General features: G+C 70.3%; 13 protein-coding genes and 1 pseudogene. 1 reads left to right on the top strand and 13 read right to left on the bottom strand.

Going from position 1 to position 14,133, the window contains the following annotated elements; genetic code table 11:
* Positions 1-2: 2 nt before the first annotated feature.
* The 3 genes from JIW86_RS33845 to JIW86_RS33835 are packed head-to-tail and all read right to left on the bottom strand — an operon-like array spanning position 3 to position 1,932.
* A complete protein-coding gene (locus JIW86_RS33845) occupies positions 3-350 on the bottom strand; it encodes a YciI family protein (protein ID WP_257557740.1) in 348 nt (115 codons plus the stop codon).
* The gene (locus JIW86_RS33840) at positions 347-1,258 is read right to left on the bottom strand and encodes a virginiamycin B lyase (RefSeq protein WP_257557738.1); all 912 of its coding nucleotides are present in this window, start codon (positions 1,256-1,258) and stop codon (positions 347-349) included. Before JIW86_RS33840 ends, JIW86_RS33845 begins: the two co-directional genes overlap by 4 nt.
* Positions 1,255-1,932, bottom strand: coding sequence for a CatB-related O-acetyltransferase (locus JIW86_RS33835; protein WP_406367728.1), 678 nt, complete (start codon positions 1,930-1,932; stop codon positions 1,255-1,257). The genes JIW86_RS33840 and JIW86_RS33835 overlap by 4 nt, the downstream gene beginning before the upstream one ends.
* Between JIW86_RS33835 and JIW86_RS42230 the strand changes: the two are divergent.
* Positions 1,926-2,372, top strand: a pseudogene (locus JIW86_RS42230) (LysR family transcriptional regulator substrate-binding protein); the annotation flags it as partial. The gene JIW86_RS33835 and the pseudogene JIW86_RS42230 overlap by 7 nt on opposite strands.
* A 452-nt stretch (positions 2,373-2,824) precedes the next feature.
* Here JIW86_RS42230 and JIW86_RS33825 read toward each other — a convergent pair.
* The 10 genes from JIW86_RS33825 to JIW86_RS33780 form a co-directional block, all read right to left on the bottom strand.
* Positions 2,825-4,807 carry a collagenase gene (locus JIW86_RS33825; RefSeq protein ID WP_257559537.1) on the bottom strand — a complete coding sequence of 661 codons (1,983 nt, stop codon included), beginning with the start codon at positions 4,805-4,807 and terminating at the stop codon, positions 2,825-2,827.
* 185 nt (positions 4,808-4,992) lie between these two features.
* On the bottom strand, positions 4,993-5,205 hold the full coding sequence (locus JIW86_RS33820) for a hypothetical protein (protein WP_257557736.1): 213 nt from the start codon (positions 5,203-5,205) through the stop codon (positions 4,993-4,995).
* A gap of 65 nt (positions 5,206-5,270) precedes the next feature.
* On the bottom strand, positions 5,271-6,383 hold the full coding sequence (locus tag JIW86_RS33815; protein WP_257557734.1) for an LLM class flavin-dependent oxidoreductase: 1,113 nt from the start codon (positions 6,381-6,383) through the stop codon (positions 5,271-5,273).
* Positions 6,384-6,394: 11 nt separating this feature from the next.
* The gene (locus JIW86_RS33810) at positions 6,395-7,441 is read right to left on the bottom strand and encodes an LLM class flavin-dependent oxidoreductase (RefSeq protein ID WP_257557732.1); all 1,047 of its coding nucleotides are present in this window, start codon (positions 7,439-7,441) and stop codon (positions 6,395-6,397) included.
* Positions 7,438-8,820 (bottom strand): NtaA/DmoA family FMN-dependent monooxygenase, encoded by a 1,383-nt coding sequence (locus JIW86_RS33805; RefSeq protein WP_257557730.1) that lies wholly within the window; start codon positions 8,818-8,820, stop codon positions 7,438-7,440. Before JIW86_RS33805 ends, JIW86_RS33810 begins: the two co-directional genes overlap by 4 nt.
* Before the next feature lie 23 nt (positions 8,821-8,843).
* Positions 8,844-10,067 carry an LLM class flavin-dependent oxidoreductase gene (locus JIW86_RS33800; RefSeq protein ID WP_257557728.1) on the bottom strand — a complete coding sequence of 408 codons (1,224 nt, stop codon included), beginning with the start codon at positions 10,065-10,067 and terminating at the stop codon, positions 8,844-8,846.
* A gap of 152 nt (positions 10,068-10,219) precedes the next feature.
* Positions 10,220-11,023: a GNAT family N-acetyltransferase gene (locus JIW86_RS33795; RefSeq protein WP_257557726.1), complete on the bottom strand. Its 804-nt coding sequence runs from the start codon at positions 11,021-11,023 to the stop codon at positions 10,220-10,222.
* A 43-nt stretch (positions 11,024-11,066) separates the two neighbouring features.
* Positions 11,067-12,083: an ABC transporter substrate-binding protein gene (locus JIW86_RS33790; RefSeq protein ID WP_257557724.1), complete on the bottom strand. Its 1,017-nt coding sequence runs from the start codon at positions 12,081-12,083 to the stop codon at positions 11,067-11,069.
* Positions 12,084-12,133: 50 nt separating this feature from the next.
* Positions 12,134-12,910 (bottom strand): amino acid ABC transporter ATP-binding protein, encoded by a 777-nt coding sequence (locus tag JIW86_RS33785; protein WP_257557722.1) that lies wholly within the window; start codon positions 12,908-12,910, stop codon positions 12,134-12,136.
* Positions 12,907-13,869, bottom strand: a complete 963-nt coding sequence (locus JIW86_RS33780; RefSeq protein ID WP_257559536.1) for an amino acid ABC transporter permease — start codon at positions 13,867-13,869, stop codon at positions 12,907-12,909. The genes JIW86_RS33785 and JIW86_RS33780 overlap by 4 nt, the downstream gene beginning before the upstream one ends.
* Positions 13,870-14,133 lie beyond the last annotated feature (264 nt).

Here is a 14,133-nt window from a genome sequence, read left to right as displayed (position 1 = left end):
TCTCAGGCCGATTCGAGGACCGGGCGGATTTCGAGCGCCTCCGGGGTGGGGAAGCCCCGGGCCAGCTCGATGGCCTCGGCGTGGTCGGCAACTTCCAGTACGAACCAGCCGCCGAGGGTCTCCTCGCCGCTGTGCACGGGCCCCTCGGTCACCGCTGCGGACCCGTCCGCCGTCTTGCGCACCGTCACGGGACCCCGGTGCTCGGTGTCGAGGGCGTCGCCGCCGGCCAGCTTGCCCGCTGCCGCGAGCTCGCCGATCCAGGTCTCGTAAGCCTTCCGGTAGCCGTCGCGGTCGGCCCGGATCCGGGCGCGTGACGCATGCGTCTCGAAGATCACGAGGGCGTATTTCATAAGGCGTTCCTCTGTTCGATGTTCTTGGTGGTGATGATGCGGGCCAGTGCGCCTGTCTCCAGGGCCGTCCACAGGGCGCCGTCCGGGCCAACCGTGATCCCGTGCGGCTCGGAGGCCGGGGTGGGCAGGTCGTGGACGGTGACCGTGCCGTCGGAGGTGACCGAGCCGACGCGGTTGCCGCCCCACTCGGTGAACCAGGCCGTGCCGTCGGCGTCGGTTGTGACGGCGTGCGGCCGGGCCGATCGGTCGGGCAGCGGGTACTCGGTGACCCGGCCGTCAGGCGCTCTCCGGCCGATCTGACCTGCCGCGATCTCGGTGAACCAGACGCTTCCGTCCGGGCCCACGGCGATACCCACCGGCGCGGCCGCCTCGGTGGGCAGCTCGTGCACCGTGATGCGGCCGTTCATGCCGATACGGCCGATGGCGTTGGCCTGGTTCATCGTGAACCACATCGCGTCCCCGGCCGCGGCGATCGCGGAGGGGAACGCTCCCGTGCGTGGCAGCGGGTACTCCGTGACCGTTCCGTCGGTGGTGAGGCGGCCGATGCGGTCGGCGGCGGTCTCGGTGAACCACAGCGCGCCGTCCGGCCCCGCCGCGATACCGAAAGGCCCGCACTCCGCGGTCGGCGGCGTGAACTCGGTCACCTGGCCGACCGTCGTGATCCGCCCGATCCGGTGCGCCCGGTACTCGGTGAACCAGAGTGCGCCGTCCGGCCCGTTACAGATGACAGTCGGGCCGCTGTCCGAGGCGAGTTGATGACTGGCCGGCTCCTGCCCCGGGACCAGCCGGCCGATGCTGCCGCTGTGCACCATGGTGAACCACAGCGCGCCGTCCGGGCCGGTGGTGACCGCGTACGGGCCGCTGTCGCGACCGGACACCGCGTACTCCTCGATGGCCGGGGGTGTCACTGCTGCTCCAGACCTTCGGCGGTGGCGATGCGCTCGATGTCCTGCGGGGATCCGGCCATGATGGTGCGCGCGTGCGCGGTCACCAGCTCGACGGGCCAGTCCCACCAGGCCGCCCGTGTGAGCCGTTCGATGTCGCCGTCGTCGAAGCGCTGTCTGATCGTCCGGGCCGGGTTCCCGCCCACGATGGTGTACGGCGGCACGTCGGCGGTGACCACCGCTCCGGCCGCGATCACCGCGCCGTCGCCGATCCGAATCCCCGGCATCACGGTGGCTCCGTATCCGAACCACACGTCGTTGCCGACCACCGTGTCCCCGCGGCTGGGCATGCCGGTGACGAGGTCGAGGGTCTGCTCGGTCCACTCGCCGCCGAACATGGCGAAGGGGAAGGTGGACACCCCCATCGACGGGTGGTCCGCGCCCGCCATCAGGAACCGGGTGCCCGTGGCGATCGCGCAGTACTTGCCGATGGTCAGCCGTTCCGGACCGTAGGCGTACAGCACATTTCGCTGCGCGAAGTCGGTCGCCCCGTCGGGGTCGTCGTAGTAGGTGAAGTCACCCACCACGACGTTCGTCCCGGCAACCAGTGGCTTGAGGAAGACGACCCGCTCGTGGGCAGGCAGAGGATGGATGGTGGCCGGGTCAGGTGCCTGGGCAATGCTCGGGTCGGATGTCACGCGGGAATCTCTCCGTGGGGTTCGTGGCCGAATTGAGCGGGCCGGTCCTGCAGCCTCATGCCGGCTCATGTCACCTGCGGGAGGCGGCCTCCCTGCCCGGTACCCAGCATGCGTATCGGACAGCCCGGGCACAACAGTCGATCTTGACCCGTTCCGCCGAACTCCGGTTCCGGGAAGTGTTCTTCAGCAATCCGTTCGGAGCCCTACGGGCCGGCGAGGTCGACGCGGTGACCACCTGGCTGCCGGTCCGCGAGCCTGACCTGACCGTCGGAGTGGTGCTGCGCGAGGAACCGCTCCACCTGGTGGTGGCCGCGGATCACCCGCTCGCCCGGCAGGAGTCGGTGAGCATGGAGGTGCTCGGCGACCACATCGTGCCGCGGCTGAACGGCTCCATTCCCTCCTACTGGGAGACCGCCGTCCTGCCGGCCCGCACTCCGGCCGGACGCCCCGTCCGCCGCGGCCCGGCCGCCGCCACCTTCCACGAGATCCTTGCCCTCGTGCCCGGCAGGCGACGCGGTCTGTACAGTCCCCGACGAGGGGCGGCGCTACAACGCGCAGACCGACGTCGTCTACCTCCCCCTCCGCGATGCCCCGCCTGTCCAATGGGCCCTGATCTGGCGCACGGACCGCGCGACCCCACTGGTACGCGCGCTCGCCGAGGCGGTGACGGACTGCGCGGACGCAACTGGGCGGTAGAGACGGCATGCGCCGGCGTCGGTGCCGTGTCCCTTTGCCGAGCAACAGCTCCTCTGCGAGCGTCCAGCGCGGGCGAGGAGGACCGGGCTCTGCCATCCCGCCGGGCCTGGTTGAGAAGCCTGGTGTCCCGCGCACGGTCGATGCACGGGACACCAGGCTCTCTTGGCTCATTTCCTGCCGGTGACCTAGGCCCCTGTCACCGGCCGCTCCGGGCCGGCAGCCGGCCGCAGTCGCCGCCTGCGCACTTGCTCAGCCAGTCGGCGAAGTCGGCGTCGTACCTGGTGCCGATGGTGTCGCGGAGCAGGCTGTGGGCCGCGTCGTACTCGCCTGCGCGGTAGTGGCCGAGCAGGGTTGCCACGTCCGCGGGGTGCGACTGGAGCATGTAGCGGACGCCCAGATAGCCCCACTGGTAGACACGGGTGGTGTCGGCGTTGTCGTAGGTGGTCTCGAAGAGCCGGCTGAGCTTGTAGGTGTTCTTGCCCGCCTCCTCGATCGCCCTGTCGTAGGTGATGCCGCGGTACGAGTAGGAGACGTACTCGGCGAAACCCTCGATCCACATCACGGTCGGGGTGGTCTGCCCGGCTGCGAAGTCGCCGTACATGTCGTAGCGGCCGTCGAGGTAGTGGGTGTACTCGTGGTTGAGGTTCCAGATCTGGAAGGAGCCGTCCTGGGCCCGCTGCTCGTAGGCGATGAAGCGCGGCTGGTTGCCCTCAGCGGCTGGGTCGCCCTCGAGGTACATGCCGCCGTTGTTGGTGTCGATGCCGAAGACGACACCGGCGTAGGTCTTGTAGTCGGTACTGGAGTTGAAGGCGACGATCTCGATGCTGGCGTTGTTGTCGTCCTTGACCGGACCGTTGTCCTTGACGATGGTGTGGAACACCGGGTCCTGCTTGACGACGCTGTCGCACGTGGCCGACAGTTCGGACGCGGTCAGCTCCTGCGCGAGGATCTTCACGCTCGGACCGCATGCGTGCTTGACCGTCAGCACGGCGTCGCGCACGCGGTTCTGCAGGTCACAGGTTTCGTACTCGGCGCAGTTCTCCTTGTCGTACTCATTCGTCATCTCGGCAAGGCCGACCCAGAGCGGGGCGGTGCGGCCAGTGATCTCGCTGCGGCCGAGCAGCTCTTTGACCAACGGCTTGACGGTGTCCTTGAGGTCGGCGTGCCGCAGGAAGCGGCCGAGTTCGCGTCCGGCGTTGCCGGCCAGGTAGGACTTGTCGGTGCCGAGCAGATCGTCGTGGGCGACGGCGAAGTCACGCAGTCCGGTGAGGACGCTCGGGTCCGCCTTCACGGCTGCCACGAACTCAGGCAGCTGGTGGCCGCGGAAGAGCACGGTGTAGGTGTTGTTGACCGCTGCGAGCATCCCGTAGAACTGGTCGTACGACGAGTTGTAGTCCTTCTGCAGACGCTTGACCACGTTGAGGTGGCGGGCGTTCTCTCCGGAGCTGTCGATCAGGGTGACCGTCTCGGCCAGGGTCTCTCCGTTGGCCTCGGTGACGTCGAAGGCGTGGGATGAGCCGAAGAAGGCATCCAGGGCGCCCTGAATGGCGCTCTTCAGCGTCGGGCCGTATTCGCCGACGTTCTCGGGCTGGTTGTACTGGATGTAGTAGCCGGCGCGCAGGTACAGCACCACCTGGGTTGCGAAAGTGCTGTTGTCACCCGGGTAGTTGGTTGCGACACCCTTGAGTGCGTTCGCCACCGTGACCATCTGTTCCTCACGGAAGAGGGCCTTGGAGTCCTCACCGGCCACGCTGAACAGCGTGTTGATGCAGGTGGTGTCCGACTTCTGGATCTGCTCGACCAGGGCAGTGCCGGTCTTCGAGGTGAAGTCGCTGACGTTGCAGTCCGCCGCGGCCTTCGCCGCAGAGCGGGCCAGCTCGCGCTCTGCGGCGTTCTGGGCCGCGGGGAGCGGAGGGCGTTGTGCGGGGTTTGAGGCCTTCGAGTCCTTCGAGGCCGATCGCACGGGGTCGGCGGCATGTCCGGGTGCGAGATCGGCGGCAAGCACCGTGGCGGAGGCGGGCTGTGGGGCGGGGGCCGACCTCGGTGCGGGCTTGGGTGCCCCAGCGCCGGCCGGGGCCGCCGCGCCATTGGGGGCGAGCATGGTGAGCCCCAGGCCGGCAACGGCCACGGTGGGTATCAGCAGTTGGGTGAGTTTCCTGAGGGTGGGGGGTTTGCGCATGGCGATGGCCTCCAGGCCGGTCGGCAGCCGTGCGTGGGGCACGGCAGTGGGGGTGCGGACCGTGATGGCAACGGAAGTTGAGCACTCCCGGAGCTGGCATGCCCACGGAAAGTGTGACCGTACAATTTCACAGTTCACATGGCAGCGAAAGAGGGCTGCAAACAACGAAATGAACTGATGGACCATCAAAGTCGGTTCTTGTCAGGGGCCTTGAGGCTCCCGGACCCCTTCGCGCCGTCCTCGTTGGCGGCGATCGTCTCCTCGCGCGGGTGGCTGAGCTGGTCGCCCTCCTCCGGCCCGAAGCCCCACTTCCCGATCACCGCGGCCCGGTAGTGGCGGCGGTGATCGGGAAGTGGGGCTTCAGGGGGCCCTTGGCTCTCGCGGCGGGATTCGATCACGCAAAGAGCACCGGCCTGATGGCCATGCACATGGCATTAAGGCGTGTGACAGCTCGGCCGGCGCGTCAACGACGCTGCCACTCCTCGGCCAGCAGGCGGTAGGAGCGGACCCGGTCGGCGTGGTCGTGCGTGATGGTGGTGATCAGCAACTCGTCGGCCCCGGTGGCCTCCTGGAGCCGCTCCAGATGATCGGCGACGGTCCGGGCCGAGCCGACGAACTGGGTGTCCACCCGGTCGGCGACGAGTTCCCGGTCCGCGTCCGTCCAGGGCAGGGCGCGCGCCTCGGCAGGCGTGGGGAAGGGGATGGCGCCCTCGGCGGTACGGATGCTGCGCACCCAGGGCGCGTAGCCGGCGGCCAGCTCGCGGGCCGTCTCGTCGTCCTCGGCCACGACGACATCGGCGGACACCGTCAGATACGGCCGGTCCAGCTCCGCGGACGGCTTGAAGGCGGCCCGGTAGCCCTCGGCCGCCTCCAGCACCGAGGCCGGGCTGACGTGGTAATTGGCCGCGAACCGCAGCCCGTTGCGGCCCGCGGTCTCCGCGCTGACCCCGCCGCTGCTGCCCAGGATCCACACCTGTACGTCGGCCCCCTCGCCCGGGACGGCATGTGCCTCCACCCCCTCCGGGGAGCGGTAGTCGCCCCGCAGCAGCGCGAGGACGTCGTCGACCTGCTCGGCGTACTCCTGCGGCTGGGCACCCGGCAGGTTCAGCAGCCTCTGCTGGAGCGCGACCCGCGGATGACCCAGCAGGTGCGCGAAGGAGAACCGGGCCGGGATGCGCAGCCCGTTCGGGGTGTACCCCTCGAACGGAGGGACCTGCGAAGTCCGCTGCTGCGGACGGCCGGCCGAGCGGCCCAGGCCCAGGTCCAGGCGCCCGGGGTGCAGCGCATCGATCAGGCCGAACTCCTCGACCGTGGACAGCGCGGTGCGGTGTCCGAGCTGGACGGCGCCTGAGCCGAGCCGGATGGTCTTGGTCGCGGAGGCGGTCAGCGCGAGGACGACCGCGGGGGAGGTCCCGGCGACCCCCGGGTTGAGGTGGTGCTCGGCGAACCAGTAGCGGGCGTAGCCGAAGGCCTCGGTCTGCCGGGCGAGGTCGATGCTGTGGTGCAGGGCCTCGGCGGCGGTGGAACCGGAGGAAACCGGTACGAGGTCGAGGACCCCGAGGGGGATGCCGGACATGGCCGGGCTCCTTACAGGTCGGGGAAGGCGGGGTCGGGGATCTCGCGGCGCAACACCGGGGCGATCTGCGACTGGAAGAGTTCGAGGGAGGCACGGTGCTCCGCGGGGGTGAGCCCGCCCGGCTCCGCCTGGAGGTGCAGGGCCGTGTGGCCGAAGGCCTCGTGGTAGCGGTGGACCTTCTCGATCACCTGCTGGGGGCTGCCCACGAGCGCCGAGCTGCGCTCGATGAAGTCCTCCAGCGTCGGGAAGACGGGATCCAGACCCTGCTGCTTGTGGAAGGCGAGGTACCGGGCGAACGCCGGCCGGTACGCCGCCACGGCCTGCTGCGAGGTGGGGGCCGCGTGGTAGCCGGCCGTACCCGCACCCACGACGGCGTGCGCCGGATCGTGCCCGTAGTGCTCCCAGCGCTCCCGGTAGTGGCGGATCAGTTCGGCGTACGGGACGATCGGGTGGGTGACGTTCGCCGAGAAGAGCGGGTCTCCGTAGCGCGCCGCGAGATCGACGGACTCCCGGCTGGTCGCACTGCCGTGCCAGACCCGCAGGGCCGGCTGGAAGGGCCTCGGCAGGACCTCGGCGCCGGCCAGCGCGGGGCGGAAGCGCGGCTCGGCGGTCACCTTGTCCTCGCGCCAGATGCGCCGGAACAGCTCGTAGCCCTCGGCGTTGCGCTCCCACTGGTCCTCGGGGGTCACGTGGAACAGCTCGCGCTGGGCCGTGCCGTTGCCCTTGCCGATCATCAGCTCCAGGCGGCCGTCGGAGAGGTGGTCGAGCGTCGCGTAGTCCTCGTACGCCCGCACCGGGTCCAGCAGGCTCAGGGTGGTCACGGCGGTGAACAGCCGGATCCGGCGGGTCAGCGCGGCGATGTGGCTGAGCACCACGGGCGGTGAGGAGGACAGGAACGGCCGCTCGTGGCGCTCGCCGACCCCGAAGCCGTCGAAGCCGAGCTCCTCCGCGAGCAGCGCGGCGGCGACCACCTCGCGGAACCGCTCACGGGTGGGTGTGAGGGCGCCCGTCACCGGATCCGCGGAGTCCGTGATCAGGGTGATGGCCAGGAACTTCACGAGGCCGCGACCTGCCGGACCGCCGCTCCGACGCCGGGCACCGTGAGCCCGAGGTGCTCGCGCAGGGTGGTGCCCTCGTACTCGGCGCGGAAGACGCCACGCTCCTGGAGCAGCGGGACGACGGTGTCCGCGAATCCGTCCAGGCCGCCCGGCGTGATGTGGGGGACCAGGATGAACCCGTCGGCCGCGTCCGCCTGCACCAGGTCGTTGATCGACTCGGCGACCGTGGCGGCGGAGCCGACGAAGGTCTGGCGGGAGGTGGTCGCGATGACGAGCTCGCGGATGGAGAGGTTCTTGGCCTGGGCGAGCTCGCGCCACTGGCGGGCGGTTTCGAGCGGGTCGCGGAACTGGCGGACGCTCGCACGCCCGAGGGCGATCGTGTTCTCACCGACCTCCGGGTCGACGGCAGGCAGCGGGCCGTCCGGGTCGTAGGCGGACAGGTCCCGGTTCCAGACGTGCTCCAGGAACTTGATCGCGGTCTGCCCGCTGACCTGCAGGCGGCGTACGTCGTGCGCGATCTCGTGCGCCTCGGCGTCGGTGTCGCCGAGTACGAAGGTGGCCGCGGGCAGGATCTTCAACTGGTCCGGGGAGCGCCCGTACTTGGGAAGGCGGCCCTTGACGTCGGCGTAGAACTCCCGGCCCTCGTCGAGGGTCCCGTATTGGCCGAAGATCGCGTCGGCACTGGAGGCGGCGAACTCGCGGCCCTCGTCGGAGTCCCCCGCCTGGAAGGCCACCGGTCGGCCCTGCGGGCTGCGCGGCACGTTGAAGTGACCCTCGATGTCGAAATGCCGCCCCTGGTGGGCGAAGGCCCCGGCCCGTGCGTCCCGCAGGAACGTGCCCGAACCGGCGTCGGCGGCGATCTCGGAGCCGTCCCAGGAGTCGAACAGCTCGGTCGCGGTGGCCAGGAACTCCTGGGCGCGCGAGTAGCGGTCCTCGCGCGGCAGGAACCCGCCGCGCCGGAAGTTCTCGCCGGTGAAGGCGTCCCAGGAGGTGACGACGTTCCACGCGGCCCGACCCTCGGAGAGATGGTCCAGCGAGGCGAACTGGCGGGCCACCTCGTAGGGCTCGTTGAAGGTGGAATTGATCGTGCCGGTCAGCCCGAGGCGCTCGGTGACGGCCGCCAGGGCGGCGAGCACGGTGAAGGTGTCGGGCCGTCCGACCACGTCCAAGTCGTATATCCGGCCGCCCTGTTCGCGCAGCCTGAGACCCTCGGCAAGGAAGAGGAAGTCGAATTTGGCGCGTTCGGCGGTCCGCGCGAAGTGGACGAACGAATCGAAGTCGATGTGGCTGCCGGCGGCCGGGTCGCTCCACACGGTGGTGTTGTTGACTCCGGGGAAGTGGGCCGCGAGATGGATCTGCTTGAGCGGCTTGGTGCTCATGGTGGGTCCTTCCGGGTCCGGGATCAGGCGGCGGGGTGGGCGGCATAGCGGCCGCCCGGGCGCTCCAGGCCCAGCAGTCCGCGCAGGGTGTCCGCCTCGTACGCGCGGCGGAAGACCCCGCGCCGCTGGAGCTCCGGTACCAGCCCCCGGGTGATGGCGGGCAGGTCGCGGGCGATCACTCCCGGCCGCAGCCGGAAGCCCGACAGGCCTGCCGTCCGCCAGTCCTGGAGCTGGTCCGCCAGCTGCGCGGAGGTCCCGGTGAAGATCGCCGTGTCACTGCTGTACGGGGCGCCCGCGAGCGCGTCCAGGCGGCTGCGGCGCGCGTCGGCCGCGGGAGCGTCCTCGTCCAGGAACACGGTGAGGTCCGCGAAGAGGTGCAGCGGCTGCGCCGCGAGCCCGGCTGATTCCCGGGCCTGCCGGATCTCCGCGACCGCGGCGCGGGCCCCGTCGGCATCGCGCACGGCGACGTACCCGACATCCGTGGACCGGGCGATGAGACCGTACGCCGCGCTGCCGTCGCCCAGGGCGCCGGCAGCGCTCGCAGCGGTTACAACGGGCTGCCCCTGCGGCGGGCGGGGGGTGATCGACGGCCCCCTGACGCTGAAGTGGCGGCCCTCGAAGTCGATGTAGTGCAGCTTGTCGCGGTCGACGAACCGGCCGGTGGCCACGTCCCGGATCTCGGCGTCGTCGTCCCAGCTGTCCCACAGCCGCCGGATCACCTCGATGTGGTCGGCGGCCTCCTCGCAGGACTCCGCATCGGGGAGCGGGACCGCCCGGCGTCCGAAGTGCCGGGTCTCGTGGGCCAGTTGTGACACCTGGATGCGCAGGCCCGCACGTCCGCGGCTGACGTGGTCGAGGGTGGCGATCGCCTTGGATATGTGGAAGGGCTCGGTGTGGGTGGCGGTCACGGCCGGGACCAGTCCGATGTGCCGGGTCAGCGGTGCGACGCGGGCGGCGGTGAGTACCGCGTCCAGCCGCCCGCGGACCTGGTCCGTGCGCCCGTCGGGCCCGTCCGCCGACGACGACTGGAGGGCGAGGGCGTCCTCGAAGGTGACGAAGTCGAGCAGTCCGGCTTCGGCCTCGGCAACGGCATCGGCCCAGTAGCGGGCCGTGAAGAGTTCGCCGGGCCGCGCGCCCGGCTCGCGCCAGGCGGCAGGGTGCCAGCCCGCGCCGTCGAGCGCGACGGCGAGGTGCAGCGCTTCGGAAGATGCCGATGTGAATGCGGATGCGGGCGGGAATGCGGACACGTCGAATTACGCCTTCCTGGTCGGCCGTGCGAAAAGGAGGCCGATGTGCGTCGCGAATGTGGGGGCGTACGAGAGGGGCGGGGAAGAGGCTCGTCATCAATATCTCTTCGAAACGCTACGCTCGATAGCGGTGCCATACAATGACCGCAATATTAAGAGAAGTTGGCAGCGGTATTGCAGGGCGCGCGGACCGCCATGAAGGACGGGCGGCGGCGCAGGGTGAAGCCGATCGACTGGTACAGCCGGATCGCCGTCGTGTTGCTCGCCGCGGTATGGAGGAACGGGACGTCGCCGCGCTCCCGGATTCCCGCGGCGACGGCGCGGACCAGCCGCGTCGCCAGCCCCCCGCCCCGGTGGTCGGGATGGGTGCACACCGCGCTGATCTCGGTCCAGCCCGGCGGCCGCAGCCGCTCCCCGGCCATCGCGATCAGCCGGCCGTGGTGACGGATGCCGAGGTACGTGCCCAGCTCGACGGTGCGCGGCAGGAACGGACCGGGCTTGGTGAGCTCGATCAGACCGAGGATCTCGGGTACGTCACGGGGGCCGAGCCTGACCGCCTCGGGGGCGGGTTCGGCGCGCAGCGAGGTGTCGACCAGCTGGACGCCGGGGACCGAGCCAACGGTCTCCCAGCCGTCGGGCGGGGTCAGTACGCCGGCGAGCGCGGCGGTCCCGCCGTCGCCGACCAGCCTGCGCAGGTCGGCCCACGAGTCCGGGTCGGCCGGGTCCGCGAGGGCGGCGAACGGCGAGACGTCCGACGGATAGCGGGCGGCGCGGGAGGAGGAGGGATCGGCCTCGGGACGGGCCGCCCGCTCGGCGAAGGCGGCGTGCGCGCCGGACAACGAGGCCCAGGCGGGGTTGTCGAGGACGTGCGGGGACACCACGGTGCCCAGGCGCGTGCTCGTGCCCGTGCCCGTGCCCGTGCTCGTGCTCGTGCTGGGACCTGCGTTCGTGCTCATGGGGCGGGCTCTCCGTCCGTGGCGCGGCCCGGGGGCCGGGGATTCAGGAGTTGGTCACCGGCAGGCCCGGCGGGTCGACCTCCGAGGTGGTGACGGCCTCGTTGGACAGGTTCCAGGCGGCGAGCAGCTGCGCGTACTGGCCGTCCTTGATCAGATGGTTGATCGCCTCGGCCACCGGCTTGGCGAGTCCGCTGTCCTTCTTCGCGGTCGCGGCGATCAGGCCTTGGAGCGACTCGCCGGCCCCGGAGAAGGAACCCGCGCTGCGCGTGGGGGCGTTGCCGCTCGCGCTCTGGGTGATGTGGTAGGCGATGGACGGGTTCGGGCCGAAGCTGAGATCGATCTTCTTGCCGCTCAGCGCCAGGGCGGTGCTGTTGGCGTCGGGGAAGTACTTGACAGTGAGGTCCTTGCCCTCCGCCTGGAGCTTCTTCTGCCACTCAAGCAGGATCTTCTCCTGGTTGGTGCCCGAACTGACCGCCACCGTCTTGCCCGCGAGGCTGTGGAAGTCGTTGCCGAAGCTCCAGGGGTTGTCCTTCAGGACCTCGAAGGCCAGGTTGTCCTGCCGGTAGGAGGCGAACTCGTACTTCTTCTTGCGCTCCTCGGTGACCGTGACGTTCGTGAAGGCGACGTCGACCTTGCCACTGTCGACACCGAGGAAGACGTTCTCCCAGGTGGAGTTCTTCACTACCGGCTTGAGCCCGAGCACGGCGGCCACCAGCCGGCCGAGGTCCGGTTCCGCGCCGGTCAGGGTCTTCTGGTCGGTGCCGACGTACGCCAGCGGCGGGAAGCCTGCGGGCAGCGCGCCCACGCCGATGACGAGCTCACCGCGTTCGCGGACGGCCGCCGGCAGCTGCGCGCGCAGGGCCTCCACGGCCGGGACGGTCAGCTCGGTCTGCCGGGCGGCACCGTTGGACACCGCGCCGATGGTGACCACGTCCCCACCTGCCCCGGTGGCCTCGGCATCGCCGCCGCACGCGGTGAGGCCGGAGGCGAGCGCCACGGTGGCGGTGGCGGCGCCGAGGCCGCGGACGAATCTGGTGCGCAGGGAGGGTCGGCGTTGCATGGTGTTCCTTTTCGGTTCGGGAAGGGCGGGCGGGGTGGGACGCGGGGAAGTCAGAGCACCTTGCTCAGGAACTCCCGCGTACGGGCATGGGCGGGCCGGTCCAGCACTTGCTCGGGCGGGCCCTGTTCGACGATGCGGCCGCCGTCGAGGAAGACGACCTCGTCGGCCACCTCGCGGGCGAAGCCGATCTCGTGCGTGACGATGACCAGCGTGGTGCCGCCGGTGGCCAGGTCCTTGATCACGGACAGCACCTCGCCGACGAGTTCGGGGTCCAGCGCGGAGGTGGGTTCGTCGAAGAGGATGACGCCGGGCCGCAGCGCGAGGGCGCGGGCGATGGCCACGCGCTGCTGCTGGCCGCCGGACAGCTGCCGCGGATAGGCACCGGTCCGGTCGCCGAGCCCGACGCGCTCCAGGAGCTCGCGCGCCAGGGCCCGGGCCTGCGGCCGCGGCAGCCTGCCGGTGGCCACCGGGGCCGCGGCGACGTTATCCAGCACGGTCAGGTGCGGAAAGAGGTTGAAGTTCTGGAAGACGAAGCCGATCCGGCCGCGCTGGGCGAGGATCGCCCGCTCGCTCAGCTCCTTCAGCCGCCCGCCGTGCCGCTGTACGCCGATCAGCTCGCCGCCCACGCTGACGTATCCGGCCTCCGGCTTCTCCAGGTGGTTGATGACCCGCAGCAGGGTGGACTTGCCGGAGCCGGAGCGGCCGAGGATCGCGGTGACCGTGCCCGGCCGCAGCGTCAGGCTCACCCCGTCCAGGACCTGCTGGTCGCCGTACCACTTGTGCACGTCGTGGACCTCGATCGCGGCGGCCCGCGTGATGGTGGTCATCGCGCCGTCTCCTTCCGGAAGCGGTTCCGGAGGTCGCGCAGGCCCGTCCGGGCCCGCTGCAGGGGGGTGGGCGGTACGGTGCGCAGCGCGCCGCGCGCGTAGTACCGCTCGACGTAGAACTGGATGACCGAGACGACGCTGGTGAGGACCACGTACCAGAAGGTGGCCACCAGCAGCAGCGGCACCACGTCGCCCGGGTAGGTGCTGCCCAGGCTCTGCACGGAGCCGAACAGGTCGAGCAGCGACACGTAGAAGACCAGCGAGGTGGCCTTGACCAGCCCGATCAGCTGGTTGACGTAGGCGGGGACGATGGAGCGCAGCGCCTGGGGGAAGACGATCCGGGCGAACTGGTACCGCTTGGGCAGCCCCAGCGCGGCCGCCGCCTCGTGCTGGCCCTGGTCGACGGAGAGCACACCGGCCCGTACCACCTCGGCCGCGTACGCCGCTTCGCTCAGGCTCAGTCCCACGACCGCCACGACGATGTCGGTGGCCAGCCGCGACTCGTCGAAGGTGAAGAAGGCGGGCCCGAAGGGCACCCCGATGCTCAGGGTGGGGTAGAGGGCGCTGAGGTTGTAGAGGAACAGCAGGACCACGATCAGCGGCACTGAGCGCAGCAGCCAGATGTACGTCCAGCTCACCGACCGCAGTACGGGGTTCGTGGACAGCCTGCCGAGGGCGAGCAGGATGCCGCCCGCGAGGCCCAGGACCGCGCTGTACGCGGCCACCTGGAGGGTGATGAACAGGCCCTCCAGGATGACCGGCCGCACGAACCAGTACGCGAACCGGTCCCACTGGTAGAAGCGATTGGTCAGCAGCCCGTGGGCGGCCTGGGAGACCAGCACCAGCACGATGGCCGTGGCGATCCACCGCCCGGGCCGGCGGAGCGGGAGTACCCGCTCGGCCGGCCCGGGCGGTCCCGAGGACCCTGCGGGCGCGGTGAGGACATTCGATTCGGTCACGGACACGTGAGCAGCTTCGATAAACCGAAGAATCGCTGTCAACGGTCCCGATATCGATATCCACACAAGCGTGCGGCAATTTCATCCGCCGTACACAAAACGCCTGCCGTTGAAATAAATCCGGGGTTCCGCTCGCAGCCAGGAGAGCTGGTCGGCGGAGTATCGGAAATTGGCACGCTCATGACGGGTGTGTTGCAGCCGTGCGAAACCTCGCCGGGGCTCCCGATCCTTGATTGGTGATGAGGTACGTTCGCCAGCGTGCCT

The sequence above is a fragment of the Streptomyces sp. NBC_00162 genome, assembly GCF_024611995.1.
Classification (GTDB): Bacteria; Actinomycetota; Actinomycetes; order Streptomycetales; family Streptomycetaceae; genus Streptomyces.
Note: the sequence above shows the minus strand (reverse complement) of the source record. Positions and strands in the feature narration are given on the sequence as shown.

Bases quoted from the DNA above. Each gene is read 5' to 3' on its own strand.
- JIW86_RS33845 (WP_257557740.1), bottom strand. From the start codon at position 350: ATGAAATACGCCCTCGTGATCTTCGAGACGCATGCGTCACGCGCCCGG.
- JIW86_RS33825 (WP_257559537.1), bottom strand. From the start codon at position 4,807: ATGCGCAAACCCCCCACCCTCAGGAAACTCACCCAACTGCTGATACCC.
- JIW86_RS33815 (WP_257557734.1), bottom strand. From the start codon at position 6,383: ATGTCCGGCATCCCCCTCGGGGTCCTCGACCTCGTACCGGTTTCCTCC.
- JIW86_RS33805 (WP_257557730.1), bottom strand. From the start codon at position 8,820: ATGAGCACCAAGCCGCTCAAGCAGATCCATCTCGCGGCCCACTTCCCC.
- JIW86_RS33795 (WP_257557726.1), bottom strand. From the start codon at position 11,023: ATGAGCACGAACGCAGGTCCCAGCACGAGCACGAGCACGGGCACGGGC.
- JIW86_RS33790 (WP_257557724.1), bottom strand. From the start codon at position 12,083: ATGCAACGCCGACCCTCCCTGCGCACCAGATTCGTCCGCGGCCTCGGC.
- JIW86_RS33785 (WP_257557722.1), bottom strand. From the start codon at position 12,910: ATGACCACCATCACGCGGGCCGCCGCGATCGAGGTCCACGACGTGCAC.